General features: G+C 64.3%; 25 protein-coding genes. 17 read left to right on the forward strand and 8 right to left on the reverse strand.

The features are described from left to right. Nucleotide 1 precedes the first annotated feature (1 nt). From LFL96_RS01720 to LFL96_RS01735, 4 genes are all read left to right on the forward strand, one after another. Nucleotides 2-1,072, forward strand: coding sequence for an ABC transporter ATP-binding protein (locus LFL96_RS01720; RefSeq protein WP_280997321.1), 1,071 nt, complete (start codon nt 2-4; stop codon nt 1,070-1,072). A gap of 439 nt (nt 1,073-1,511) precedes the next feature. After that, nucleotides 1,512-2,792 (forward strand): dicarboxylate/amino acid:cation symporter, encoded by a 1,281-nt coding sequence (locus LFL96_RS01725; RefSeq protein ID WP_280997323.1) that lies wholly within the window; start codon nt 1,512-1,514, stop codon nt 2,790-2,792. A 61-nt stretch (nt 2,793-2,853) separates the two neighbouring features. After that, on the forward strand, nt 2,854-4,869 hold the full coding sequence (locus LFL96_RS01730; RefSeq protein WP_280997325.1) for an ATP-binding protein: 2,016 nt from the start codon (nt 2,854-2,856) through the stop codon (nt 4,867-4,869). Between the two features lie 22 nt (nt 4,870-4,891). Further along, on the forward strand, nt 4,892-6,241 hold the full coding sequence (locus tag LFL96_RS01735) for a sigma-54 dependent transcriptional regulator (RefSeq protein ID WP_280997327.1): 1,350 nt from the start codon (nt 4,892-4,894) through the stop codon (nt 6,239-6,241). A 115-nt stretch (nt 6,242-6,356) separates the two neighbouring features. On the opposite strand, the gene LFL96_RS01740 is transcribed toward LFL96_RS01735, so the two are convergent. Then, nucleotides 6,357-6,887 carry a TlpA disulfide reductase family protein gene (locus tag LFL96_RS01740; protein WP_280997331.1) on the reverse strand — a complete coding sequence of 177 codons (531 nt, stop codon included), beginning with the start codon at nt 6,885-6,887 and terminating at the stop codon, nt 6,357-6,359. 370 nt (nt 6,888-7,257) lie between these two features. Between LFL96_RS01740 and LFL96_RS01745 the strand changes: the two genes are divergently transcribed. Then, the gene (locus LFL96_RS01745) at nt 7,258-7,776 is read left to right on the forward strand and encodes a hypothetical protein (RefSeq protein ID WP_281000865.1); all 519 of its coding nucleotides are present in this window, start codon (nt 7,258-7,260) and stop codon (nt 7,774-7,776) included. A gap of 333 nt (nt 7,777-8,109) precedes the next feature. On the opposite strand, the gene LFL96_RS01750 is transcribed toward LFL96_RS01745, so the two are convergent. Together LFL96_RS01750 and LFL96_RS01755 are read right to left on the reverse strand one after the other, a co-directional pair. Then, nucleotides 8,110-9,645: a YifB family Mg chelatase-like AAA ATPase gene (locus tag LFL96_RS01750; RefSeq protein ID WP_280997335.1), complete on the reverse strand. Its 1,536-nt coding sequence runs from the start codon at nt 9,643-9,645 to the stop codon at nt 8,110-8,112. 119 nt (nt 9,646-9,764) lie between these two features. Then, complete coding sequence (locus tag LFL96_RS01755) at nt 9,765-10,028, reverse strand: accessory factor UbiK family protein (protein ID WP_280997337.1); 264 nt, start codon at nt 10,026-10,028, stop codon at nt 9,765-9,767. A gap of 444 nt (nt 10,029-10,472) precedes the next feature. On the opposite strand from LFL96_RS01755, the gene LFL96_RS01760 reads away from it, so the two are divergent. From LFL96_RS01760 to ptsP, 7 genes are all read left to right on the forward strand, one after another. Further along, the gene (locus tag LFL96_RS01760) at nt 10,473-10,811 is read left to right on the forward strand and encodes a P-II family nitrogen regulator (protein ID WP_006048089.1); all 339 of its coding nucleotides are present in this window, start codon (nt 10,473-10,475) and stop codon (nt 10,809-10,811) included. Between the two features lie 44 nt (nt 10,812-10,855). Next, complete coding sequence (locus tag LFL96_RS01765; RefSeq protein WP_280997386.1) at nt 10,856-12,364, forward strand: ammonium transporter; 1,509 nt, start codon at nt 10,856-10,858, stop codon at nt 12,362-12,364. Nucleotides 12,365-12,599: 235 nt separating this feature from the next. Next, the gene (gshA, locus tag LFL96_RS01770; protein ID WP_280997388.1) at nt 12,600-13,889 is read left to right on the forward strand and encodes a glutamate--cysteine ligase; all 1,290 of its coding nucleotides are present in this window, start codon (nt 12,600-12,602) and stop codon (nt 13,887-13,889) included. A gap of 103 nt (nt 13,890-13,992) precedes the next feature. Next, nucleotides 13,993-14,949 carry a glutathione synthase gene (gshB, locus tag LFL96_RS01775; protein ID WP_280997390.1) on the forward strand — a complete coding sequence of 319 codons (957 nt, stop codon included), beginning with the start codon at nt 13,993-13,995 and terminating at the stop codon, nt 14,947-14,949. Nucleotides 14,950-15,353: 404 nt separating this feature from the next. Further along, on the forward strand, nt 15,354-15,881 hold the full coding sequence (locus tag LFL96_RS01780; RefSeq protein WP_280997392.1) for a PTS mannose transporter subunit IIA: 528 nt from the start codon (nt 15,354-15,356) through the stop codon (nt 15,879-15,881). A 229-nt stretch (nt 15,882-16,110) separates the two neighbouring features. Beyond that, on the forward strand, nt 16,111-16,380 hold the full coding sequence (locus LFL96_RS01785) for an HPr family phosphocarrier protein (protein WP_007179472.1): 270 nt from the start codon (nt 16,111-16,113) through the stop codon (nt 16,378-16,380). 242 nt (nt 16,381-16,622) lie between these two features. After that, a complete protein-coding gene (gene ptsP / locus LFL96_RS01790) occupies nt 16,623-18,371 on the forward strand; it encodes a phosphoenolpyruvate--protein phosphotransferase (protein ID WP_280997394.1) in 1,749 nt (582 codons plus the stop codon). 112 nt (nt 18,372-18,483) lie between these two features. Here the strand turns inward: ptsP and LFL96_RS01795 are convergent, their stop codons facing one another. The 3 genes from LFL96_RS01795 to gpmA all read right to left on the reverse strand — a co-directional run bounded on the left by LFL96_RS01795 (nt 18,484) and on the right by gpmA (nt 22,224). Then, nucleotides 18,484-19,242 (reverse strand): HesA/MoeB/ThiF family protein, encoded by a 759-nt coding sequence (locus LFL96_RS01795; RefSeq protein WP_280997396.1) that lies wholly within the window; start codon nt 19,240-19,242, stop codon nt 18,484-18,486. Between the two features lie 240 nt (nt 19,243-19,482). After that, complete coding sequence (locus LFL96_RS01800; protein ID WP_280997397.1) at nt 19,483-21,054, reverse strand: S41 family peptidase; 1,572 nt, start codon at nt 21,052-21,054, stop codon at nt 19,483-19,485. 423 nt (nt 21,055-21,477) lie between these two features. Continuing rightward, on the reverse strand, nt 21,478-22,224 hold the full coding sequence (gene gpmA, locus LFL96_RS01805; protein WP_280997399.1) for a 2,3-diphosphoglycerate-dependent phosphoglycerate mutase: 747 nt from the start codon (nt 22,222-22,224) through the stop codon (nt 21,478-21,480). A gap of 138 nt (nt 22,225-22,362) precedes the next feature. Here gpmA and LFL96_RS01810 point away from each other — a divergent pair, with 138 nt between their 5' ends. From LFL96_RS01810 to LFL96_RS01830, 5 genes are all read left to right on the forward strand, one after another. Then, nucleotides 22,363-22,788 carry a rhodanese-like domain-containing protein gene (locus LFL96_RS01810; protein WP_149668531.1) on the forward strand — a complete coding sequence of 142 codons (426 nt, stop codon included), beginning with the start codon at nt 22,363-22,365 and terminating at the stop codon, nt 22,786-22,788. Then, nucleotides 22,785-23,045: a glutaredoxin 3 gene (gene grxC / locus LFL96_RS01815; protein WP_280997401.1), complete on the forward strand. Its 261-nt coding sequence runs from the start codon at nt 22,785-22,787 to the stop codon at nt 23,043-23,045. Before LFL96_RS01810 ends, grxC begins: the two co-directional genes overlap by 4 nt. A 148-nt stretch (nt 23,046-23,193) precedes the next feature. Then, on the forward strand, nt 23,194-23,664 hold the full coding sequence (gene secB / locus LFL96_RS01820; protein ID WP_280997404.1) for a protein-export chaperone SecB: 471 nt from the start codon (nt 23,194-23,196) through the stop codon (nt 23,662-23,664). A gap of 21 nt (nt 23,665-23,685) precedes the next feature. Beyond that, nucleotides 23,686-24,684, forward strand: a complete 999-nt coding sequence (locus LFL96_RS01825) for an NAD(P)H-dependent glycerol-3-phosphate dehydrogenase (RefSeq protein WP_280997406.1) — start codon at nt 23,686-23,688, stop codon at nt 24,682-24,684. Between the two features lie 101 nt (nt 24,685-24,785). After that, nucleotides 24,786-25,334, forward strand: coding sequence for an O-acetyl-ADP-ribose deacetylase (locus LFL96_RS01830; protein ID WP_280997408.1), 549 nt, complete (start codon nt 24,786-24,788; stop codon nt 25,332-25,334). Here LFL96_RS01830 and trmL read toward each other — a convergent pair. Continuing rightward, nucleotides 25,307-25,777 carry a tRNA (uridine(34)/cytosine(34)/5-carboxymethylaminomethyluridine(34)-2'-O)-methyltransferase TrmL gene (gene trmL, locus LFL96_RS01835; RefSeq protein ID WP_280997410.1) on the reverse strand — a complete coding sequence of 157 codons (471 nt, stop codon included), beginning with the start codon at nt 25,775-25,777 and terminating at the stop codon, nt 25,307-25,309. The two genes, LFL96_RS01830 and trmL, sit on opposite strands and share 28 nt — an antisense overlap. Before the next feature lie 18 nt (nt 25,778-25,795). Beyond that, the gene (locus LFL96_RS01840; RefSeq protein ID WP_280997412.1) at nt 25,796-26,614 is read right to left on the reverse strand and encodes a ComF family protein; all 819 of its coding nucleotides are present in this window, start codon (nt 26,612-26,614) and stop codon (nt 25,796-25,798) included. Nucleotides 26,615-26,655 lie beyond the last annotated feature (41 nt).

Consider the following 26,655-nt stretch of genomic DNA (forward strand, 5'->3'; position numbering starts at 1 on the left):
CATGGCATTCCTTGAGATCGAAAATCTGCACAAGTCCTTCGGGGCGAACACGGCGTTGCATCACTTCGACATGAAGATCGAGCGCGGCGAATTCATCACCTTCCTTGGACCGTCCGGCTGCGGCAAGACCACGGTGCTGCGGATGATCGCCGGTTTCGAAACGCCGACGCGCGGCGTCATCCGTCTCGACAACAAGGACGTCACGCATCTGCGCACGCGGCAGCGCAAGGTCGGCATGGTGTTCCAGTCGTACGCGCTGTTTCCGAACATGACGGTGGCCGAGAACATCGGCTTCGGACTGAAGATCACGCACCGGCCGCAAGCGGAGATCGACAAGCGCGTCGACGAAATGCTGCAGCTGATCAAGTTGCCGCATCTCGGGCAACGCTACCCGTGGCAACTGTCGGGCGGCCAGCAGCAACGCGTCGCGTTGGCGCGCGCGCTGGCCGGCAAGCCGCAGGTGCTGCTGCTCGACGAGCCGTTGTCCGCGCTCGACGCGAAGATCCGCATCTCGCTGCGTCAGGATATCCGCGCGTTGCAGCGCGAACTCGGCATCACGTCGATCTTCGTCACGCACGATCAGGAAGAAGCGCTGTCCATTTCCGATCGCATCGTGGTGATGAACGAAGGGCGCGTCGAGCAGATCGGCACGCCGTCGGAGATCTACAACTATCCGCGCACGCGTTTCGTCGCGTCGTTCGTGGGCACGCTGAATATTCTGGCGGGGCACGTGGTCGATCCGGCCACCGGCAGGATGGCCGTCGACGGTCAGGAGTTGACCACCACGCAAACACTCCCTTCCGCCGACGCGGGCAAGCAGCGTCTGCTCGCGCTGCGTCCCGAGGCAATCGTGCTGGAACCAGCCGCGCCAGGCCGCAACACGCTGAATGCGACGGTCGAGGAGGTGAATTTCCTCGGCGCGGTGGTGCGCATCAGAACGCGCGTGAAAGACGCGGTGATCTCGCTCGACGTGTTCAACGACCCGAACCGTGGTTTGCCGGAAAGGGGCCAGCCGGTCTCGCTCGGTTTCTCGCACGACAATCTGCTGGTGCTGGAAGAAGGCGCGGTCTGAACCTCGCGCGAAGGCAAAAGCGGGTTCGGGTCCGCACGCGCGCGCGGCTACGGGACAACCCGTAGCGCGCGATGACAAAGGCCTCGGGGTTTTCCCGAGGCCTTTGTCATCATGCATTCCGGATTCTCCGACAGTCCGAATCCGGATTTCCAGAATCCCGGACGATTGATCTCAAAGCGTCTCAAAAATTCCATAAGAATCAAGACGCCGCCTCAAACATCAAGCTGGCATCGACCTTGCAATTCAGAACACGCGGCCGCAACGGCCCGACAACCAAAAAGCAAGGAGACAACGATGTCTGATTTCCCTTCCCGGTATTTCTGAATTCGTCGTCTTGTCGCGGCCTGATGGCGCGCCCGAGCGTGACGATTCTCCGTACTCGTCCGCACGATGCGCGTCCCGGCAGGTCATGAGCTCACCCATATCGCAGGAAAACATCGTGAAGAAACCTATCCACAAAGTGCTGTACGTCCAGGTGATCGTGGCGATCATCATCGGCATTGCGCTCGGACATTACTATCCGAACCTCGCGGTCGACATGAAGCCGCTCGGCGACGGCTTCATCAAGCTGATCAAGATGGTGATCGGGCCGATCATCTTCTGCACGGTGGTGACGGGTATCGCCGGCATGGAGGATATGAAGAAGGTCGGACGCGTCGGCGGCAAGGCGCTGCTGTACTTCGAGATCGTGTCGACCTTCGCGCTGGTGCTCGGCCTGATCGCGACACACGTGCTCAAGCCCGGCGTCGGCTTCAACATCGACCCGGCCACGCTCGACGGCAAGGCGGTCGCGTCGTACGCGGCGAAGGCGCACGGCCAGACGACCGTGGACTTCCTGATGCACATCATTCCGGACACGTTGTCGTCGGCGTTCGCGCAGGGCGAAATCCTGCAGATCCTGCTGATCGCGTTGCTGTTCGGCGCGGTGCTCGCGACGGCCGGCGAGAAGGGCAAGGTCGTGACGAACTTCATCGAAGGGCTTTCGCACATCCTGTTCGGCATCGTGCGCATCATCACGAAGCTCGCGCCGATCGGCGCGTTCGGCGCGATGGCCTTCACGATCGGCAAGTACGGCATCGGCTCGCTGCTGCCGATGCTGAAACTGATCGGCACGTTCTATCTGACTTCGATCGTGTTCGTGGTGGTGGTGCTCGGCATCATCGCGCGGGCGGTGGGCTTCAACATCCTGCGCTTCGTCGCGTACATCAAGGAAGAGATGCTGATCGTGCTGGGCACGAGCTCGTCGGAAGCCGCGCTGCCGCAACTGATGCTCAAGCTCGAAAAGCTCGGCTGCTCGCGCTCGGTGGTGGGACTTGTCGTGCCGACCGGCTATTCGTTCAATCTCGACGGCACCAACATCTACATGACGATGGCCGTGCTGTTCATCGCACAAGCCACCAATACGGATCTCACGTGGACGCAGCAGCTCACGCTGCTGGCCGTCACGATGCTGACCTCCAAGGGGGCGAGCGGCGTGACGGGCGCGGGCTTCATCACGCTCGCCGCGACCCTGGCCGTGGTGCCGACCATTCCGCTGTCGGGCATGGTGCTGATTCTTGGCATCGACCGCTTCATGAGCGAATGCCGTGCGCTGACCAACATCGTCGGCAACGGCGTGGCGACCGTCGTGGTGTCGGCGTGGGAAAAGGAACTGGACCGCAACAAGCTGAATGCCGCGTTGCGTGGCGACGTGCCGGTCAAAGAACCGGCCGGCGCCTGAGCCGGCTTCCGGTTCGCACCGTCGTTCTCTTCTGCCTTTCCATTCCGACGGCCGCCCGACCATGAAACGGGCGGCCGCGTCTTCAAGCTCCGCGCCTCTCACCCCCGCGCCGCCGGCCGACGAAAGTCGCGCCGGCGGCGCTTCGCCTTATGCCACAATAAACGATCCTCTTCGACCGGATCTCGCCAACGTGACGCGCCGCCTGCTGATCCTCTTCGCGCTCGTCGCCGGGCTCGCGGCGGCGTGCTGGCTCACGTACAGCATTGCGTGGCAACGCGGCATCGACAATTTGCGGTACAACGCGTCGGTGCGGGTCGATCGCACCACCAACGCGCTGAAGAGCACGCTCGAACGCTACGAGTCGTTGCCGTACCTGCTTGCCGAACATCCGATCGTGCAGGACGTGCTGGTCGATCCGACGCCGGCCAACGTGCGGCGCGCCAATCTCTATCTGGAAGACCTCAATCGCCACGCGCGCGCCACGGTCACCTACATCATTCCGCTCGACGGTTTTTGCGTCGCCGCCAGCAACTGGGACGGGCCGCAGAGTTTCATCGGCGCGGGCTATCAGTTCCGGCCGTATTTCCTTGATGCGGTGAAGGGCGGCGTGGGCCGCTTCTTCGGCATCGGCACGATTTCACAGGCGCCGGGTTACTACATTTCGCAGCCGGTGCGGCGTGACGGCAAGATCGTCGGCGTGGCGGTCGTCAAACTCGATCTCGAATGGTTTCAGGGCTCGGATGCGACCGAGCCGCTGGTCGTCGCGGACGATCACGGTGTGATCTTTCTGTCGTCGGTGCCCGCGTGGAAATATCACACGATCCGGCCGCTCTCCGGCCCGGTCGCGGATTCGATCTATCAGGCGCGTCAATACGCGCAGCAGCCGATCGCACCGCTGCCGGTCACGATCGAACGCACGCTGGAAGGCAACGCGCAGATCGTGCGGATCGGCGGCGGCCGCTACGCGCCGCGCTATCTGGCGTCGCGTCGCGGCATGGGCGAGCCGGACTGGCATCTGCTGACGATGTCGCCCGTCAGTCCGGTGGATGCCGACGCGCGCTACGCGACGATCATCACCGCGTTCGGTTACGTGTCGCTGGTGTTGTTCGCGTTCTACTGGCGCATGCGGCGCGCGCGCGTGCGCGAGGTGATGCGTAGCCGCGCGATGTTGCAGAAGGCGTATGCGGAGCTGAACCAGCGTGTCGCCGAACGCACCGCCGACCTGTCCGAGGCGAACGAACAATTGCACAAGGAAGTGGCGGAGCGCACACGCGCCGAGCAGGAGTTGCGCGCCGCGCACGACGAACTGATCCAGGCCAGCAAGCTCGCCGCGCTGGGCCAGATGGCGGCCGGCATCACGCACGAGCTGAATCAGCCGCTCGCCGCGTTGCGTGGCTTCTCCGACAACACGCGCGTGTTTCTCGAACGCGGCGACCATGCATCGGCGCGGGAAAATCTCGAAGCGATCGCGGCGCTCACCGAGCGCATGGGCAAGATCACCAATCAGTTGAAGCTGTTCGTCGGACGGGCGCGGCCGCGCAGCGCGCGCGCGCCGATCGTGCGGGCGCTGCGCAATGTGGTCGCGCTGCTGCAAAAGCGTCTGCAAGGTGTCGAGATCGGCTATGTGCTGGTCGATGCGGAAAGCGGCACCCGTACGCCGCTCAGTCTCGCCGACGACTACCCCGATCTGATCGCGCATTGCGACGATCTGCGTCTCGAGCAGGTGCTGATCAACCTGCTCGGCAATGCGCTCGACGCGACCGCCGGTTTGACGCCGCCGCGCATCGGCATCGAGATCGACGTGTCGGCGACGACGCTGGCGTTCGCCGTCGGCGACAACGGCCCCGGCATTCCCGACGACGTACTGCCGCGTCTGTTCGAGCCGTTCTTCACGACGAAGGAAATGGGCCAGGGGCTCGGTCTCGGGCTGGCGATCTCGTCGTCGATCGCGCGCGATTGCGGCGGTGCGCTGGTTGCACGCAACGCGCCGGACGGCGGCGCGCTCTTCGTGCTGACGCTGCGGCGCGCGCACGTGCAGACGAACCCCACTTCGGACCCGCTGATCGCGGGTTCATGAATCGACTCAGACGGAAAACGCCATGAATCACGGCCTGCAGGTGCTGTATATCGAAGACGACGAACTCGTGCGGCGCGCCAGCGTGCAGAGTCTGCAACTGGCGGGCTTCGACGTGATCGGGCATGCATCGGCGGAATCCGCGGCGAAGACGATCAGCGCGGACTTCGCGGGCGTGGTGGTGAGCGACATCCGTCTGCCGGGAGCAAGCGGACTCGACGTGCTTGCGCAGTGGCACGAACGCGCGCCCGACGTGCCGGTGATTCTGGTGACGGGACACGGCGACATTTCGATGGCCGTGCAGGCGATGCGCGACGGCGCGTACGACTTCATCGAGAAGCCGTTCGCGTCGGAGCGTTTGATCGAAACCGTGCGGCGTGCGCTGGAGCGTCGCAAGCTGGTGCTCGAAAATCTCGCGCTGCGCCGCGAGCTGGCGGAACAGAATACGGTGGCGCCGCGCATCATCGGGCGGAGTCCAGCGATCGAGCAGGTGCGGCGGCTGATCGCCAACGTCGCGCCGACCGACGCGTCCGTGCTGATCAACGGCGACACTGGCGCGGGCAAGGAGTTGATCGCGCGCAGTCTGCACGAGTTGTCGCCGCGGCGTGACAAGCCGTTTATCGCGGTGAATTGCGGCGCGCTGCCGGAACCGATGTTCGAGTCGGAGATGTTCGGCTACGAGCCCGGCGCGTTCACCGGCGCGGCAAAACGCCGTATCGGCAAGCTCGAACATGCGTCGGGCGGCACGCTGTTTCTCGACGAGATCGAAAGCATGCCGCTCGCGTTGCAGGTCAAGCTGCTGCGCGTGCTGCAGGACGGCGTGCTGGAGCGGCTGGGCTCGAACCAGCCGATCCGCGTGAATTGCCGCGTGGTCGCGGCCGCCAAGGGCGACATGGCCGAGCACGTCGCGGACGGCTCGTTCCGGCGTGACCTGTTGTACCGGCTCAACGTGGTGACGATCGCGCTGCCGCCGTTGGGCGAGCGCCGTGAGGACATCGTGCCGTTGTTCGAGCATTTCCTGCTGGACGCGGCCGTGCGTTATCAACGGTCCGCGCCGATTCTCACGGATCGTCAGCGCGCCGGCCTGATGCAGCGCGACTGGCCCGGCAACGTGCGGGAATTGCGCAATGCCGCCGATCGCTTCGTGCTCGGCGTCGCCGACGATCCCGTGATGTCGTTCTCGGACGATGGCGCGAGCGCACAGCCCTTGAAGGAACGCGTCGAGCAATTCGAGCGGGCGGTGATCGCGGAGGCGCTGGAGCAAACCGGCGGCGTGGTCGCGGTCGCGGCGGACCGGCTTCAACTGGGCAAGGCGACGCTGTACGAGAAGATCAAGCGTTATGGCCTCGCGGCCAAAGGGGAAGGGGAGCGCTAAGCGGTGTGCGATCCCGAAAGTGAGGATAAAAAAATGCCGGCGTCGATTTCGACGCCGGCATTTTTCGTTGAATCCGGTGCGCCACGCGATCGCGGCGCCTGCGACACAAAAACGCTCAAGCCTTGTTCAGTGCCTTTTCCAGCAACTGGTCGAGTTCCGCGAACTGAGGCTCGCCGACATAGCGCTTGAGAATCTTGCCGTCCTTGTCGACGAGGAAGGTGGTCGGCGTGAGCTGCACGTTGCCGAACTGCTTCGCGGCCGAACCGTCGTCCATCGCGACCTTGAACGGCAACTGACGGGTTTGCGTGTAGTTGGTCACGTACATGGGCGCATCGTAGTTCATGGCGACCGCGACGAATTCGAGACCCTGGCCCTTGAAGCGGTTATAGGTCTGGACCATCTGCGGCATTTCCTTCATGCAGGTGTCGCAGCTGGTCGCCCAGAAGTTGACCAGATAAACCTTGCCCTTCAGATCGGCGGTGGAGACCTTCTGGCCCGACAGCAGCGTGAAGGTCGCATCCGGCACACGCTGCTGGCCGGCAAACGCGAAATAACCGGCGACGGCGATCGCGATCACGACGACGGCAGCGATCACGTAGCGCAGCGGATTCGCGCGCTTGACGGTAGTGGACGGAGTGGAGCTCATGGACGAAACCTCGAGAGTCGCGCGGAACGCGCGGAACAGTGCGCCGGTTTGGGCCAGCGGCCCGGACCTGTTTAGCGTCGCTATTGTAGCGCCATTCCCGTGGCGCGGCAGGACGCCGGGCGGCAGCGGATAATAGGGCTTTTCAGCACATGTCGCCTGGTCTTCCGTCCCCATGATCCGAACTGTTTTCGACGTTTTGCTTCGCGTTGGTCTTCTTGCTACCCGCGCTGCCCGCTGCCTTTCCTTTACCGGACGAGCCCGCAACGCCGCCTGTGCCGCTTCGCCGGTCAGCGGCCAGCTTCGGCCGATTCACCCGCATCGCTCACCCGCTGCGCAGCCCGAATCGCGCCTATGGACGTTCGGCGGGGCGCTGGCCGGCGCGCTCGTGCTAGGCGTCACGCTGAGCGCCTGCTCGCCGACCTTCGACTGGCGCACGATCATGAACAACGACAACGGCTACACCGTCGACCTGCCGGCCAAGCCGGGCAACGATCAGCGGGCGGTGCAGATCGACGGCAAGCCGATGCAGATGGCCATGCAAACCGCCGAGGCCGGCGACGCCGTGTTCGCAGTCGGCACGGTGATGCTGCCGGACGATAGCGATGCCACTCAGCGCGCGGTGCTCGACTATCTGCGCACGGGCCTCGCCCGCAACGTGGGTGCCGCGCCCGACGCGCGCGCGGTCCAGATTCCGCTTGCCGCCGGCGGCAAGGTGCTTGGCCTGGAAATGCGGCTGAGCGGCGAAGCCGGCTCGAAGCACGAAACGCGCACCGTCTACGCACGCCTCGTGGCGCGCGGCCGGCACGTCTATCAAGCCGCCATCATTGCCGCCAAGCCGCTTCAGCCGGAACAGGTCGACCAATTTTTTTCGTCGTTTCAGCTGTATTAACTAGCGGTATTTTTGGCCGATCCGGCGTGCGCGCGGGCGTTCTCCACAGTGAAAGTTCATTCGCAGCTTCGCGCGCTAATTCACGGTTTACGTTGAAGTTTTCCCGTTACGCACCGAGCCTGTGGATAACTCTGTTGAGAACTCGCCGAAATTTGCCGAAGATGCTTGTCCGGTGGGCACTCTGTCAGATTCGGCTCGCCCATCACGATAAAAAAATATCAATAAAATCAACGATCTCTCTTTCGAGCACGTGCCGTACCTTTCAGATGTATCCAAATCTGTTTGGAACGTCCGTATGTGCATAAGTCAAGTCTTGACAGCAAATTTTTCGCCTTATAGGGCAGCGAAAACGCGCCGGTACTGGATCGCCTCGCCGATCTGCGCGGCACTCGGCATGACCGCGCCGGCGAGGTCCGCGATACTGCGGGCGACCTTCAGCACGCGGTAGTAAGCGCGCGCCGACCAGCGGAAGCGCTCGCCGGCCTCGCGCAGCAGGATTTCGCCGGCGGCGTCCGGGCGGCAGACATCATCCACTTCGCGCCCCGTGAGCTCGCGATTGGTTTTGCCCTGTCGCTGCAGCTGCCGCGCTCGCGCGTCGGCCACCCGATGAGCGATCGCCGCGCTGTTTTCGCCCGGCGTCGACGAGCGGGCCGACAACTCCGCCGGCGTCAGCGCCGGAATCTCTATTTGAATGTCGATGCGGTCAAGGAGCGGCCCCGACAGCTTGCGCAGATAGCGCGCCGCGATCTCCGGCGTGCAGCGGCAGCGCCCGCCGGGGTCGCCGCGCCAGCCGCACGGACAAGGATTCATCGCGGCGATCAATTGGCATGCGGCAGGAAAATCCGCCTGCAACGCGGCGCGCGAGATCGTGATGCGGCCGGCTTCCAGCGGTTCGCGCAGCGTTTCCAGCACATGACGGTCGAACTCGGGGAATTCGTCGAGAAATAGCACGCCGAGGTGCGCGAGCGTGATCTCGCCCGGTTGCGGCGGATTGCGCCCGCCGACCAGCGCCGCCGCGCTGGACGAATGATGCGGCGCGCGAAACGGCCGCTGCCGCCATTGCGACGGCGTGAACCCCGTCCGGCTGGCCGATAGCAGGGCGGCGGAGCTGAGCGCTTCGTCGTCGGTCATGGGCGGCAGCAGGCCTGGCAGGCGCGCGGCGAGCATGGACTTGCCCGCGCCGGGCGGGCCGACCAGCAACACGTGATGGCCGCCGGCCGCGGCGACTTCCAGCGCCCGCCGCGCGGCGCGCTGGCCGATCACGTCGCCCATGTCGAGGATCGCGGCGGGCGCGTGTTCGGCGAGCGTGGGCGCGGCGACCGGCGCGAGCCTCGCATCCGGTTCGCCCGCCAGATGAGCGCAGAGCGACGGCAGATCGGCGGCGCCGTACACATCCACGCCGGGGACGAGCGCCGCTTCCGCCGCGCTGGCGGCTGGCAGATAAAGTTGAGGCGTCGGCGACGCGCCGTTCGATCCGCGTGCCGTTCCGCATGCCATCGCGAACGCGCCGCGCATTGGCCGCAATGCACCGGTCAGCGACAGCTCGCCGGCAAACTCGCGATGCAGCAGCGACTCAACGGGAATCTGGCCGCTTGCCGCGAGAATGCCCAGCGCGATGGGCAGATCGAAACGCCCCGATTCCTTCGGCAGGTCGGCGGGCGCCAGATTGACGGTGATCCGCCGCACGGGAAAATCGAAGTCGCAGTTTTGCAGCGCCGCGCGCACGCGCTCGCGGCTTTCGCGCACTTCCAGATCCGGCAGGCCGACGATCGAAAAAGAGGGTAATCCGTTCGCGAGGTGAACCTCGACGGTTACTTCGGGCGCGCGGCCAGAGGCCGGCGCGCGACTGCGCACCACGGCAAGCGACATGTTTTCTCCCGTCGGACAGCGCGCCGAGTCGCGCGCAATCCCCTAAAACGCTGATGACGTCACGGCCCGCTTGCCGGTGATGTGCAGCACTTCGCGCGGTTCACGCCGCGCGCAAAGCGTTACGGCGACGGCGTCGAGGTTGTCACCGGCAGCTTCTGTTCGAGTTCGGCGACGCGGCGCTCCAACTCTTCCAGGCGTGCGCGGGTACGCACCAGCACCTGGGTCTGCGTTTCGAATTCCTCGCGCGTGACCAGCTCGAGCTTCGCGAAACCCTGCGACAGCATGGCCTTGACGTTGCGTTCGACATCCTTGGCCGGCGAGTTCTTGAACAGCTCGCTCACGCGCGCCTGAAAGTCGTTGAAAACATCGTTCGGTTGTTTCATGGGGTTTCCCTCGGTTTCTCTTGCTGCACAAAAAATGTGCATGTTTCGTTACGTCTGTGCTTTGTTACGGCGAATGGGCTGTCTTGGTGCATCGCCCGTTGCCCGCCGCCGCGGCGTGAGCCCGTTTGGTGCGCGACCGGGCGTCCAGAACCTTCGAACACTCTAGCAACGATCCAAACGCCGCGCCAGCGCGCCCGGCCCGCGTTAGCCGTTCGGCCAGGGGCGTTTGCGCCGTCGCCGCGAGGCGCGCGGCACGCAGTCTGACACAACATGGCATGCGAGTTGCTGTTACTGCCCCGCGCGCACTGCCGGGTGCTTTTTACCGGTGGTGCAAGAGACCACGCGAACGCAATCACGGTACGCGCACGGGTTACGCAGCGGCGACGGATTCGGTTCAACGAACGGGTTCAGCAAACGGGTTTAGCAACCAAGCGAGGGGATTTCATGAAACTCATTACCGCAATCATCAAGCCGTTCAAGCTCGATGAGGCGCGCGAAGCCTTGTCGGCCATCGGCGTCTCGGGCATCACGGTGACCGAGGTCAAGGGCTTCGGCCGCCAGAAGGGCCACACGGAGCTGTATCGCGGCGCCGAATACGTGGTCGATTTCCTGCCGAAGGTGAAGATCGAGGCCGCGGTCTCGGACGACATCGTCGATCAGGCGATCGAAGCGCTCGAACGCGCGGCGCGCACCGGCAAGATCGGCGACGGCAAGATCTTCGTCACGCCGATCGAACAAGTGATTCGTATCCGCACCGGGGAGACCGGCGCGGACGCTCTGTAACACCAAAAGATAGCGACACAGATAAGCGACAAGAGGAAACGAAGATGCGCAAACTATTGATGTCCTTGCTGATGGCCGGTTCGCTGCTCGCGGGCGGTATCGGCGCCGCCCTCGCGGACGACGCTTCCGCCCCCGCGGCCGCTTCGGCCGCAGCTTCCGATACGACGGCGAGCGCGCCGGCGCCGGACGCATCGGCAGCGCCCGCCGCGGCAGCCGCTTCGGCGCCGGCCGCGGATGCCTCCGCCGCGCCGGCCGCCAGCGCCCCCGCTGCCGCCTCGGCGGCGTCGGATGCTGCACCCGCCGCACCGACCGCGCCGTTCTCGGTCGATTCGTCGAAGATCAATTCGGGCGATACCGCCTGGATGCTGACCTCCACCGCGCTCGTGCTGTTCATGACGATCCCGGGTCTGGCGCTGTTCTACGGCGGCATGGTCCGCAAGAAGAACGTGCTGTCGGTGCTGATGCAAAGCTTCGCGATCACCTGCGTGGTGACGATCATCTGGACCGTGGTGGGCTACAGCCTGGCCTTCACGCCGGGCGGCTCGTTCATCGGCGGCTTCTCGCGCGTCTTCATGGCGGGCATGAACTACATCAAGGGCGACAAGGCCACGACGCTGACCGTCAGCCACCTCGCGCCGACCATCCCGGAAACGGTCTACTTCGTCTATCAGATGACGTTCGCGATCATCACGCCGGCGCTGATCACCGGTGCGTTCGCCGACCGGATGAAGTTCTCCGCGATGCTGGTGTTCATGTCGCTGTGGTCGATCATCGTCTACTCGCCGATCGCGCACATGGTCTGGGAACCGACCGGCTGGCTGGCTAGCGCGGGCATCCTCGACTTCGCGGGCGGCACGGTGGTGCACATCAACGCCGGTATCGCCGGTCTGGTCTGCTGCCTGGTGCTCGGCAAGCGCGTCGGCTACGGCAAGGAAGCGATGGCCCCGCACAACCTGACGCTCACGCTGATCGGTGGCGCGATGCTGTGGGTGGGCTGGTTCGGCTTCAACGCGGGTTCGGCGGTGGCGGCTGACGGCCGTGCCGGTTTCGCGATGTTCGCGACGCAGGTAGCGACGGCAGCGGCCGCGCTGGCCTGGATGTTCGCCGAATGGGCAACCAAGGGTAAGCCGTCGGTGCTCGGTATCGTGTCGGGCGCGGTGGCAGGTCTGGTGGCGATCACGCCGGCGTCGGGCTTCGTCGGTACGCTCGGCTCGCTGGTGATCGGTATCGTCGCGGGCGTGGTGTGCTTCTGGTCGGCCACATGGCTCAAGCACAAGCTCGGCTACGACGATTCGCTCGACGCGTTCGGCGTGCACTGCATCGGCGGGATCGTGGGTGCGCTGCTGACCGGCGTGTTCGCGGTCAAGGACATCGGCGGCGCGGACGGCAGCGTGATCCTGCAAGCCAAGGGCGTGCTGACCACCCTGATCTACAGCGGCGTGGTGAGCTTCATCCTGCTGAAGGTCATCGACATGGTGATGGGCATCCGCGTGACGGAAGAACAGGAACGCGAAGGTCTGGACGTGAGCCTGCACGGCGAACACGTCGAATAAAGTTCGACGACAGGCGCCGCCCGGCGGCGCCTGCGCGAAAGCAACAAGCGCAGCGATTTTGGCCCGCCTTCATGGCGGGCTTTTTTCTTGACGCTTATCTTGTAAACAGTCAATTTCCCCGCCTATCATCACGATAGCGAGAATGCATTCGCGTCCGCTTGCGTATGGAGAAACCGTCCCCAAATGAGCAAAGCATTTGCTCTACAATCTTTTTTCTCCAGTCTGCGAGTGATCAATGGTTCCGCACCTAGTTACGGCGTTAAACGGCCCGCTGCTCGATCTCGAGCGGAAGATCCTCGACGCCACGCCCGCCATCGAACGCTGGTTCCGGCTCGAATGGCAGGAGCACACGCCGCCGTTCTACTGTTCGGTCGACCTGCGTAACGCGGGCTTCAAGCTCGCGCCGGTCGACACCAATCTGTTCCCCGGCGCGTTCAATAATCTGCCACAGGAAGTGCTGCCGCTCGCCGTGCAGGCCGCCATGGCATCGATCGAAAAGATCTGCCCTGACGCGAAGAATCTGCTGGTGATTCCCGAGCGCCATACCCGCAATGCGTTTTACCTGGAGAACGTCGCCCGTCTGGCCGCGATCATGCGGCAGGCCGGCTTGAACGTGCGTTTCGGCACGCTCGACGAAAGCATCGTCGGGCCGGTCACGATCGCGTTGTCGGACGGCCAGAAGCTCGTGCTCGAACCGCTCGAACGCTCGCCGCGGCGCCTCGGCCTGAAGAATTTCGATCCGTGTTCGATTCTGCTGAACAATGATCTGTCGGGCGGCATTCCGCCGGTGCTGGAGAATCTGCACGAGCAGTATCTGCTGCCGCCGCTGCATGCGGGCTGGGCCGTGCGCCGCAAATCCACGCATTTCTCGTGCTATGACGACGTCGCGAAGAAGTTCGCGAAGATGGTCGAAATCGATCCGTGGATGATCAACCCGTACTTCGCGCACGTGGAAGGCGTCGATTTCCAGGAACGCACCGGCGAGGAAGCGCTGACGGATGCGATCGACGGCGTGCTGAAGAAGATCGCGAAGAAGTATCGCGAGTACGGTATCTCCGAGAAACCGTATGTCGTGATCAAGTCGGACGCCGGTACCTACGGAATGGGCGTGATGACCGTGCACGACGCATCCGAGGTGGCCGCGCTCACCAAGCGCGAGCGCGTGAAGATGTCCGCCACCAAAGACGGCCTCGACGTGCACGACGTGATCGTGCAGGAAGGCGTGTACACGTTCGAGCGCATCGGCGAGGAAGTGGCCGAGCCGGTCGTCTACATGATCGACCGTTACGTGGTGGGCGGCTTCTACCGCGTGCACGGCAGCCGCGAGCGCGATCAGAACCTCAATGCGCCCGGCATGCACTTCGTACCGCTCGGCTTCGAGCACACGGCGCTGCCGGATGCGCACGCCAAACCCGGCGCGGCGCCGCCGAACCGCTTCTATATGTACGGCGTGGTCGCGCGGCTCGGTTTGCTGGCGGCATCGGTCGAACTGGAAAAGACCGATCCGGAAGCGATCCAGGTCTAGCAGGACATTCAAGGTGGACGATGGCGGCGTGTGCCGCCATCGTCATTTTCAACACGTATATTGACGTTCAATGCCAAGCCCATCGGGGCGCACCGGGACCTTCATGGACATTCTTTTCATCGCCGATCCGCTCACGCAGTTCAAGATCTATAAAGACTCGACCTACGCGATGATGGCCGAGGCGGCGCGCCGCGGCCACGTGGTGTACACCTGCCAGCCGCAGCATCTGGCATGGACCGGCGGCGACGTCGAGGCGAACGTGCAGCGCGTCGCGATCGTCGGCGACACCACCGATCTGCATCGCGACACCTGGTATGCCGCCGACGCGCCCGGCGCGCGTTCGCTGAAGAGCTTCAGCGCGGTGATCATGCGCAAGGATCCGCCGTTCGACATGGAATACGTGACGTCCACGTGGCTGCTCGAACTGGCCGAACGCGGCGGCGCGCGCATCTTCAACAAGCCGCAGGCGATTCGCGATCATTCGGAAAAGCTCGCGATCGGCGAATTCGCGGAGTTCGTCGCGCCCACGCTGGTCACGCGCGACGCGACCCGTCTGCGCGCGTTTCACGAGCAGCATGGCGACGTGATCCTGAAACCGCTCGACGGCATGGGCGGCATGGGCGTGTTCCGCGTGAAGGCGGACGGCATGAACCTCGGCTCCATCATCGAAATGCTGAGCCACGACGGCGCGCGTTCGGTGATGGCGCAGAAATTCATCCCCGAGATCAAGGAAGGCGACAAGCGCATTCTGCTGATCGGCGGCGAGGCGGTGCCGTATTCGCTCGCGCGTATTCCGCAGGGCAATGAAGTGCGCGGCAATCTGGCGGCCGGCGGGCTGGGTGTTGCACGGCCGCTGACCGACCACGATCGCAAGATTGCCGGCACGCTGGCGCCGGTACTCGCGGCGCGCGGCTTGCTGCTGGTCGGACTGGATGCGATCGGCGACTGGCTGACCGAGGTCAACGTCACGAGCCCGACGTGCTTCCGCGAAATCATGGATCAGACCGGGTTCGACGTCGCCGCGATGTTTGTCGATGCGCTGGAGCGCGCGGTCGGCTGAGCCGTCGCCGGTCGAGCGGCGAGCGGGCCGCGCGTCGGGTTGCGGGCGGACAACGGTCCGTCATGCGCCCCTTGAATGCCTGCTCCGGTCCCCAAACTGTGTATTAATTCCGCATCGAGCAGCGCGGCGTGATTGGCGCGAAAATGGGCCTGCTACAATGCCCGCTCGCCCGCGCCAGGCCGGATCGGCGGCATCGACCGATGCCCCGGACCGCCCGCCGCGAGCGACGATCGAGCCCTACGGGCGCGGCCTGCGCGTAAGCCCAGCCACGGCGTACGACTCGACCTGGCAGATGATGCGTTTCAGCCCTCAGGACCCACGGCCGGTCGAGGGCGCTTGCGAACCGGGCATGTCGTTCATCCCGGTCCACGGTTCGGGGCCGTTCTTTTGGCAGTAAGGCTGACATGGCAGGCATTCTGATCATTGCGCACGCACCGTTCGCCACCGCGTTGCGCGATTGCATTTCGCACATTTACGGTGGCTTGCCGGCGCGCATCGGCGTGATCGACGTATCGCCCGATTGCGATCCTGTGCAGCAGGTGGCGTTCGCGAACTCGGAAATCGAGCGGTTGAAGGAAGAGAACGGCGCGCTCGTGCTCACCGACATGTTCGGCGCCACGCCCGCGAATATCGCGGGGCGGCTCGCGTCGGTGCCCGACGTGCGCGTGCTGTGCGGCGTCAATCTGCCGATGCTGGTGCGCGCGGTCTGTTATCGCGCGACGCCGCTCGACACGCTGGTCGACAAGGCGCTGGCAGGCGCCACCAAGGGCGTGCATGCGATCGGACCGGCCACGCCGGCGCCCGTCGCGCCATGCGCGGCCTCGGGCGATTGCCTGCCGGCCTTGCCGCCGGATGCGGCGCCGGGCGACTGTCTGCCCGCGTTGCCGGCCGGCGCCGACCTGACGCAGAAAACCGATTCGGCCGGCTTGTAAGCGGACCGGCCGATTCGGCGGAAGACGGCATCGAACGATTCATGTATAGGGCGTCAGGCCGCCACGACGGCCCGGCGCGGATTCATCCGGCGTGAAGCGGTTCCAACCTCGCGCCAGGCGGTTTCAATTGCAATGCATTGCGCCTGTAGCTGTAGGGCTTCAATCGCATTGCAACCGGTTTGCAGTTTCATTCTTCACCACAACACTTACCCGCGCTTCGGACCATCACATGCTGCAACAGGAAACGACTATTGTGAACAAGCTGGGGCTGCACGCACGTGCGTCGGCCAAGTTGACGCAACTCGCGGGCAACTACCAGGCGGAAATCTGGATGAGCCGTAACGGCCGCCGCATCAATGCCAAGAGCATCATGGGAGTGATGATGCTGGCCGCGGGCATCGGCAGCACGGTGTTGATCGAAACCGAAGGCGCCGACGAAAAGGAAGCCATGGACGCATTGCTGAAACTGATTGCCGATAAATTCGGCGAAGGTCAGTGAGTCACGCGTGCAGGTTGCGATCAGCAAGAACGCCGCGGCTATCCGCGGCGTTTTTTTTAGCGCGTGACAATAACGGAAACGATGCTGAACCAGGGCACGGGTGAGAGACGTGTCCGATTTTTCGTGCTGCGCTGCACACAGTTCCGACCGATGTGCATGGGGCGTGGAATTTATAATGACGACGAGAGTCTGAGAGCATTGCAGCGGTTTGCCGCGGCATCACACAACTAGAGGAGGTGCGCGTGTCGTTCACGCTGCATGGAATTCCCGTGTCACGCGGTATCGCCATCGGGCGGGCTTATCTGATCGCCCCGGCCGCACTCGACGTAGACCACTATTTGATCGAACCCGCCCAGATCGAGGGCGAGGTCGAGCGTTTTCGCGCGGCCCAGCAACACGTGCATCAGGAGCTCGACGCGTTGCGCGCCGATCTCGCGGCAGATGCGCCGAGCGAAATGGGCGCATTCATCAACGTTCATTCAATGATCCTGAACGATGCGATGCTCGTGCAGGAAACCATCGATCTGATCCGCACGCGCCGCTACAACGTGGAGTGGGCGCTGACCGAACAGCTTGAGCGTCTGTCGCGTCACTTCGACGATATCGAAGACGAATATCTGCGCGAGCGCAAAGCGGATATCGAACAGGTGGTCGAGCGCGTGCTGAAGGCGCTGGCGGGTGCGTCGGTCGCGCTGGTGGATGGCGCGCACGGCAGTTGCGACGAAATGATCGTGGTCGCGCATGACATCGCGCCGGCCGACATGATGCAGTTCAAAACGCAAACGTTTCAAGGTTTCGTCACCGACCTTGGCGGGCGCACGTCGCATACGGCGATCGTCGCGCGCAGTCTCGGCATTCCGGCCGCGGTTGGCGTGCAGCATGCGAGCGCGCTGATCCGCCAGGACGATCTGATCATCGTCGACGGCGATCATGGCATCGTGATCGTCGATCCGGCGCCGATCGTGCTGGAAGAGTATTCGTACCGGCAGAGCGAAAAGGCGCTGGAGCAGCGCAAGCTGCAACGGCTGAAGTTTTCGCCGACGCAAACGCTGTGCGGCACGCGGATCGAACTGTGCGCGAACATCGAGTTGCCGGAAGACGCGAAGGCCGCGGTCGATTCGGGCGCGACGGGCGTCGGCCTGTTCCGCACCGAGTTCCTGTTCATGAATCACAAGGACAGTCTGCCGGAAGAGGAGGAGCAGTTCGCCGCGTACCGCCGCGCGGTCGAGTTGATGAACGGGCTGCCGGTCACCATCCGCACGATCGACGTGGGCGCCGACAAGCCGCTCGACTCGATGAGCGGCGGCGACGGTTACGAAACCGCCGCGAACCCCGCATTGGGTCTGCGCGCGATTCGCTGGAGCCTGTCCGAGCCGCAGATGTTCCTCACGCAGTTGCGCGCGATTCTGCGCGCGTCGGCATTCGGCACGGTGAAGATTCTGATTCCGATGCTTGCCCACGCGCAGGAAATCGACCAGACGCTCGACCTGATTCGCGAGGCCAAGCGTCAACTGGACGACGCGGGCATGGCCTACGATCCGAACGTGCAGGTCGGCGCGATGATCGAGATTCCGGCGGCCGCGATCGCGTTGCCGTTGTTCCTGAAGCGGCTCGATTTCCTGTCGATCGGCACCAACGATCTGATTCAGTACACGCTGGCCATCGACCGGGCGGACAACTCGGTCGCGCATCTGTACGACCCGTTGCATCCGGCGGTGCTGCATCTGATCGCGTTCACGCTGCGCGAGGCGAAGCGTGCCGGCGTGCCGGTGTCGGTGTGCGGGGAGATGGCGGGCGATCCGGCGTTGACGCGCCTGCTGCTCGGCATGGGCCTCACCGAGTTTTCGATGCATCCGAGCCAGTTGCTGGTGGTCAAGCAGGAGGTGCTGCGCTCGCATCTGAAGACGCTGGAGAAACCGGTGGCGGATGTGCTGGCGTCGTTCGAACCGGAAGAGGTTCAGGCGGCGCTCAAGCGGGTCGCGCAGGTCTGATTCGTCGCGGTTCGCTGCTGAATGCAAAAACGCCGTACCTTTTCAGGTGCGGCGTTTTTTTATGTGCGGTTGCCTGATGTTCGCGGAAGTCTTGCCGTCCGGTATCGCGACCTTAAACCGGATGCGCTTGCCCACATACCGGGCAATCCGCTTGCCGTGCGATTCGCATGGTGGTCCATTCCATGCGCAGCGAGTCCAGCATCATCAGACGGCCGACCAGCGGCGTGCCGATGCCGCCGATCACGCGCAGCGCCTCGGCCGCCTGCATCGAGCCGATAATGCCGACGGTCGGTGCGAACACGCCCATCGTCGAACAGGCGACTTCCTCGAACGGCTGGTCTTCGGGGAACACGCACGCATAGCAGGGCGACGCCGGGTCGCGGAAATCGAAGGTGCTGATCTGGCCGTCGAAGCGCAGCGCCGCGCCGGACACCAGCGGCACGCCATGCTTCACGCACGCGCGGTTGATCGCGTGACGCGTCGCGAAGTTGTCGGTGCAATCGAGCACGACGGTGGCTTTTGGCACTTCGCGCTCGAGCCACGCATCGTCGACGCGCTCGGCTACCGCGTTCACCGCCACCTCGGGATTGATCCGGGCAAGGGCGTCGCGCCCGCTGTCCACTTTCAGACTACCGACCGATGCCGTCACGTGCAGGATCTGCCGCTGCAGGTTGGTCAGATCGACGGTATCGGCATCGACCAGCGTGATCCGGCCGACTCCCGCCGCCGCGAGATACATCGCCGCCGGTGAACCGAGGCCGCCTGCGCCGACGACGATCGCGTGCGCATCGATAAAACGCTGCTGCGCTTCGATGCCGATTTCATCGACGAGGATGTGGCGGGAATAGCGGAGGAGTTGATCGTCGTTCATGGCGGGGCGCGTGAATGGATCGCGCGATATGGAATGCGGCCGGAGGGTCTGCGATGCGCGTCGTGTCGATTTCGTTGTTATTTTAATCGCGCGAGGGAAATGACTGATGACGTGCGGGTGATACCGGGTGTCGTGCCCACGATGTTCCGCAGTCAGGACACCCGCTGAAGCTCAACGCGCTGACGTTCAAGGCGCCAGGCCGGCGGCGCGCTTTTCGCAAAGCGCGCCGCCGCTTGCCTCTTACTTGCCCGGCGCCGCCGCCGGCGCCGAAGCGCCCGGCACCGGTTGCGTGGGCTTCACCGCGACCGGCGCGGAGGCCGACGTTTCCGGCTTGTTCTGCGCGAGACGCCGTTCGCTCAGCGACTTCGACTCCTGAACCGGCTTGCCTTCGAGCTTGTTCAATGCCTGTTGCAGCATGAAGTCGTCGTTCGAGCCGAATTCCACCGGCTTGCGATCGCGGTCCTTCTGACGCTGTTCCGGCGTCTTCTTGTCGTTCTGTTCCTCGAGCAGACGCAGCTGTTCCATGCGATCCGCTTCGCGCTGTTCGGCTTCCTTCTTCTCGTTCGGATCCTGCGTATTCGCGAGGTGGTTCTGATAGTCCACTTCGCGGGTGACCAGCGCGTCGTCCGGATCGCCTTCGGCGTATTGATCGACCGCGATGTCAGGACGGATGCCCTTGTTCTGGATCGAACGGCCGCTCGGCGTGTAGTAGTACGCGGTGGTCAGACGCAGCGCGGTGTCCGCCGTCATCGGACGAACGGTTTGCACCGAGCCCTTGCCGAAGGTGGTCTTGCCGACGATCAGCGCACGGTGCTGATCCTGCAGCGCGCCCGCGACGATTTCCGATGCCGACGCGGAATAGGCGTTGGTCAGCACGATCATCGGCACGGTCTTGAAGATCGGCGCTTCGTCCTTCAGCGGATCGCTGTCGAAGGATTGCAGACGGTAGTTGTCGTAAGTGTCGCGATAGACCTGCTTCGAATCCGGGATCTGGCCGTTGGTCGACACCACCACCGAATCCGGCGGCAGGAACGCGCCGGCCACGCCGACCGCGCTTTGCAGCAGACCGCCGCCGTTGTTACGCAGATCGAGGATGAGGCCCTTCAGGTTCGGCTGCTGACGCGCGATGTCCTGCAGACGCGCGGCCAGATCCGGCGTGGTGCGTTCCTGGAAGCTCGTGATGCGGATGTACGCGTAGCCCGGCGCAAGAATCTTCATCTTGACCGACTGGACCTTGATGATCGCGCGCGTGACCGTGAGCGGGAACGTGCGGTCGTCGGTCTTGCGGAAGATCGTGAGCGTGACCTTGGTGCCCGGGTCGCCGCGCATCTGCTTGACCGCCTGGTCGAGCGTCATGCCGCGCACCGGCTTGTCGTTGATACGCGTGATCAGGTCGCCCGGACGGATGCCGGCGCGGAACGCGGGCGTGTCTTCGATCGGCGAGATGACCTTGATCAGGCCGTCTTCGGAAGAAATTTCAATGCCGAGACCCGCGAAGCGACCCTTGGTCTGCTCCTGCAGTTCTTCGTAATCGGTCTTGTCGAGATACGACGAGTGCGGGTCGAGGCTCGACACCATGCCCTTGATGGCGGCGGTGAGGAGCTTTTTGTCGTCGACCGGTTCGACGTATTCGTGCTTGATCTGCCCGAACACTTCGGCAAAGAGCCTGAGCTGATCCAGCGGCAGAGGCGTGGCGGCGTTGGCGGCGGCACTCGCGGGTTGCTGGGCCGAGGCCGAAAGTTGCAGGGTGGCAAATACGCCGGTAGCAAGGCCCGCGGCAATCAGGCCGATATTTTTCAGGTTCTTTCGCATAGAGTCTGTTGCGGTCGGAAGCGCGTGGCAGCGTCGATAAAGATGGGGACGGACAAGTATAACTGCACACCCGCCCACAAAGGGCGAGGTGCAGGCAATCGTGATTCGACAGCACGAGCCGGGCCTGGTTCGTGAGATCGTACCCGCGATGCCGAAATGATGTGCGCGAGGGAGCGCGGCGACGGGATATGGCGTGAACCTGACCGCCACGTGGCCGGGACATGGCCGCGCCGCAAGCGGGGAGGTCGAAATGAAAATCGGGACGAAGGCCGTGGTGTTGGCCCTCGTCCCGACTATGAGGCGAGGTGGTTCGAGCAGTGGTTCGAGAGGCGACGCGATCCATCGAGCCGGCATCGAGCAGGCCGGCGGCGGCCTGGATTCAACCTCTGAAGCAGTGAGTCAGCGAGTCAGTGAATCGGTGACTCAGCCCGCCTTGCCCTGGCTTGCGACCGCGGCTTGCGCCTTGGCGATCGCTTCCTGGTCGCCGAGGTAGTAGTGCTTGACCGGCTTCAGGTTTTCGTCGAGTTCGTAGACGAGCGGCACGCCGTTCGGAATGTTCAGCCCGACGATGTCTTCGTCCGACACGTTGTCGAGGTACTTCACCAGCGCGCGGATCGAATTGCCGTGCGCGGCGATCACGACCTTGCGGCCCGACTTGATGGCCGGCGCGATCGACTCGTTCCACAGCGGCAGCACGCGCGCGACCGTGTCCTTCAGGCATTCGGTGAGCGGCAACTGTTCGCGCGGCACCTTGGCGTAGCGCGGGTCGCCGTACGGCGCGCGTTCGTCTGTGGCTTCCAGCGACGGCGGCGGCGTGTCGTAGCTACGACGCCAGACCAGCACCTGCTCGTCGCCGAACTTCGCGGCGGTCTCGGCCTTGTTCAGGCCCGACAGCGCACCGTAATGACGCTCGTTCAGGCGCCACGAGTGCACCACCGGCAGGTACATCAGATCCATCTTGTCCTGCACGTGCCACAGCGTGCGGATCGCGCGCTTGAGCACCGACGTGTACGCGATGTCGAACGTGTAGCCCGAATCCTTCAGCAGCACGCCCGCCTGCTGCGCTTCCCGATTGCCCTGCTCGGTGAGGTCGACGTCGACCCAGCCGGTGAAGCGGTTTTCCTTGTTCCACGTCGATTCGCCGTGGCGGATGAGAACGAGTTTGTACATGAGATTGCCGGTCGGTAGTGAGGAAGCGGTAGCGCGCTGCGAGGGCTCCTTCGGTGGAGCGTCGCCATCGCGTCAAACGGTTATTTTATAATGGCTGGATTGCCCTTTTCGATTTCTCTCTTTTTCGGCGGATTTTCCGTGAAGTTTTTCACTGATTACACAAACCTTGTACTGATCGCGATCGTCCTTATCTCTGGTGGGTTGCTGCTGTGGCCGACGATCAGCCGGCGCGGCCGCGGTGGCCTGTCGGCCGCCGAAGCCACCCAGTTGATCAACCGGCGCAATGCGGCGGTGATCGACCTGCGGTCGTCCGCCGACTTCGCCAAGGGGCATCTGCCCGCGGCGCGGCACCTTGAATTCGCCGAGTTGCAAGCGAAAGTCGCGCAACTCGTGAAGAACAAGAGCAACCCGGTGCTGCTGGTTTGCCAGACCGGCCAGCAGTCGAACAAGGCAGCGCGTATCGTGCAGGATGCAGGGTATGCCGAAGTCCATGTTCTCGAAGGCGGTGTCGACGCCTGGCAGAAAGCCGGTATGCCGGTGGTGAAACAAGGAGCAGCCAAGTGAACAAAGTGATCATGTACAGCACCCAGGTGTGCCCGTATTGCCAGATGGCCGAACGTCTTTTAAAGTCGCGCGGCGTCGAGCACGTTGAGAAGGTACTGATCGACAAGGACCCGGCCCGTCGTGAGGAAATGATGACCCGGACCGGTCGTCGCACGGTGCCGCAGGTGTTCATCGGCGAGACGCACGTCGGCGGGTACGACGACCTGTCCGCGCTCGATCGCGCGGGCGGTTTGATGCCGCTGCTCGAAACCGCCTGAATTCGCGCGCCGTCCGGCGCGCGAGGGCGGGTGAAACACAAGCCGGCGCAGTCTGGCCCGATCCGGGCAAGTCGCGCGCCGCATCGATCTGGCGGCTCATGCACGCATGGGCCGCCGTTACGCATACCTATCAGGGAATCACTTCATCATGTCCGACGAGAATAACCAGCCGTTCTTCAACATCCAGCGCATCTACCTGAAGGACATGTCGCTCGAGCAGCCGAATTCGCCGGCCATTTTCCTCGAGCAGGAAATGCCGTCGGTCGAAGTGGAAGTCGACGTGAAGGCCGAGCGCCTCGCCGACACCGTGTTCGAAATCCTCGTCACCGGCACGGTGACGGCCAAGGTGTCGGACAAGGTCGCGTTCCTGATCGAAGCCAAGCAAGCCGGCATTTTCGACATCCGCAATATTCCGGCGGAGCAGATCGATCCGCTCGTCGGCATCGCTTGCCCGACCATTCTGTTCCCGTACCTGCGCTCGAACATCGCCGACGCCATCACGCGCGCCGGTTTCCCGCCGATCCACCTCGCCGAGATCAACTTCCAGGCGCTGTACGAGCAACGCCTCGCGCAGATGGGCGGCCAGGAAGGCGCGGCGCAGAACGGCGTCACGCACTAAGTGTCCGAGGCAGTGCCGGCTATGAAGGTTGCTGTTCTCGGCGCCGGCGCATGGGGCACAGCCCTCGCCGGCCATCTGGCCTTACGGCACGACACGGTCTTGTGGGCGCGCGAAGCCGCGCTCATCGCTGACCTCTCCACTTCGAAGGAAAACGCCCGCTATCTGGCGGGCGTTGCTTTACCTGCATCGCTTCGGTATGAAGCGGATCTGAACGCAGCGCTCGACCATGCGCTCGGCGACGACGCGTTGTGCGTCGTGGCTACGCCGGTGGCGGGCTTGCGCGGTCTGTTCCAGGCCATGCGCGATGCGGGCAAGGTTCCCGCGCAGGTGGTGTGGCTGTGCAAGGGTTTCGAAGCCGATTCGCAGTTGCTGCCGCATCAGGTGGTGGCCGCGGAACTGGCGGGGCACGCCAGCAACGGCGTGCTGTCCGGTCCGAGTTTCGCGCGCGAAGTGGGGCAGGGCCTGCCGGTCGCGTTGACCATCGCGAGCGGCTCGGCGGCGTGCCGCGAACGCACGGTCGCCGCGTTTCATCACGGTGCGATGCGCATCTATACCGGCGACGACGTCGTCGGTGTGGAAGTGGGCGGCGCGGTGAAGAACGTGCTGGCCATCGCCACGGGTATCGCGGACGGTCTCGGTCTCGGTCTGAACGCGCGCGCCGCGCTGATCACGCGCGGTCTCGCCGAAATGTCGCGCCTCGGCGTGACGCTCGGCGGACGGGCGGAAACGTTCACGGGCCTCACGGGCCTCGGCGATCTGATTCTCACGGCCACCGGCGACCTGTCGCGCAATCGCACGGTCGGCGTGCAACTCGCCGCGGGCCGTACGCTCGACGACATCCTCGGCGGTCTCGGTCACGTGGCCGAAGGCGTGCGTTGCGCGCAGGCGGTGCTGGCCATCGCCCGCGCGCATGCGATCGACATGCCGATCACGCAGGCGGTCTGCGCGGTGCTGTTCGACGGCGTAGCCCCGCGCGACGCCGTCAGCGCGCTGCTGCGGCGTGACTCCAAAGCGGAATAAGTGTTGTCTATCAGTCGTTTAGCGCGCAACACGCGCTGAACGGCTGCCTCCTTCCGTGGTCCACGTTGATATCGACGCTTCGGAACCACGAGGTTTTCCCCATGACCCGTTTCAATCGTTGCACGCTGGAAGCGCGTGCGGTCGACATCACCACGCTCGACGTGGATGCGATCGTCAATGCCGCGAATACATCCTTGTCAGGTGGCGGCGGAGTGGACGGCGCGATTCATCGCGCGGCCGGCAAGGAGTTGCTGCGCGAATGCGAAACGCTCGGCGGGTGCGCAACCGGCGACGCGAAGCTCACACGCGGGTATCGACTGCCGGCCCGCTACGTGATTCACGCGGTGGGACCGGTCTGGCGCGGCGGCGTGCACGGCGAAGCGGATCTGCTCGCGTCCTGCTATCAGCGCGCGCTGGAAGTCGCGCGCGAGGCGCAGTGCACGAGCATCGCGTTCCCCGCGATCAGTTGCGGCATCTACCGTTTTCCCGCCGATCAGGCCGTGCAAATCGCCGTGGCCACCGTGCTCGACATGTTGCCGCGCGCACCGCTTATCGAGCGTGTGGTGTTCGCGTGTTTCGACGACGCGATGCTCGCGCGCTACGAAGCTGAATTGAAACGCCGTCAGGCGCCGCCGTCGAAGCCGGTCTGACGCCACGCTTCGAACACCACGATCGCGACCGTATTCGACAGATTCAGACTGCGGTTGCCCGGCCGCATGGGCAGACGCACGCGCTGCGGGGCATCGAAACGGTCGAGCACGGCGTCCGGCAGTCCGCGCGTTTCGGCGCCGAACACGAACCAGTCGCCGGTCTGGAACGCATGCTCGTGAAAGCGGCCCGAGCCGCGCGTGGTGAACGCGAACATGCGCGCCGGGTCCGGCGTTTCCTTCGCGATGAACGCGTCCCAATCGGCATGCACGTTCATTTGCGCGTATTCGTGATAGTCGAGGCCGGCGCGGCGCAGCTTGGCGTCGTCGAGCGGAAAGCCGAGCGGCTCGATCAGATGCAGCCGCGCGCCGGTATTGGCGCACAGGCGGATCACATTGCCGGTGTTCGGCGGGATTTCGGGTTCGACGAGAACGACATTGAACATGATGGGACCGGGTGGGGATTAGTTTTTCGGGGTGCGCAGCGCGACGAAGTTGGTGACGCGCCGGGCGCCGGCGGCCTTCAGCGTGCGTGCAAGCGCTTCGAGCGTGGCGCCGGTCGTCATCACGTCGTCGACGATGCCGACGTGCAGGCCGTCGATGCTCGCGTTCACCGTGAACGCCTGACCGACGTTCAGCCGCCGCGCATCGAGATCGAGGCGCGACTGCGGCACGGTGTGGAGCACTCGCCGCGACAATGTGGCGTCGCTGCACACGTTCAGCAGTCGAGCCAGCGGCCGCGCGATCTGCCACGCCTGGTTGTAGCCGCGCTCGACCAGACGTTGCCGCGCCAGCGGCACCGGCGCGATTACGTCCGGCAGATCCGCCGCCCCGTGCGACGCGTCCAGCACAAGCCGCGCGAGACGTCGCGCGAACTCGTGAGCGAGCATCAACCGGGCGCGGAATTTCAGACCGACGGCCAGCGTATCGAGCGGTGCGCGGTAGTCGGCCAGCGCGAAAGTCGCGTCGAACGGCGGCGGCGTGGCGACACAATCGGCGCACACGTACCGCTGCGTGCGAGTCGTCCGACGCATGGACCCGGACGTGAACTCAGACCGGAAGGCGGACGCGAGCGGCGCCGCGCACACGGTGCAGCGCATGCGGCACTCGTTCCAGTACGCGTCGTCGCAGCTCGCACATAGGGTCTTCTGCGACAAATTGCCGCACAAAGCGCACAGGTTCGGCAAGGTAGCCTGCAGCACGCGTGGCCACGCCGAACGCAGACCTCGCGCAAAACGCGCGAAGCCGCTGCCGGAAGACGAGGAAAATGATTGGAGTGCCACGATCGGCGCGCCCGTAAAGGCCGTCCCGCTGAATCGAAGGA

Source organism: Paraburkholderia sp. D15 (assembly GCF_029910215.1).
Lineage (GTDB): Bacteria > Pseudomonadota > Gammaproteobacteria > Burkholderiales > Burkholderiaceae > Paraburkholderia.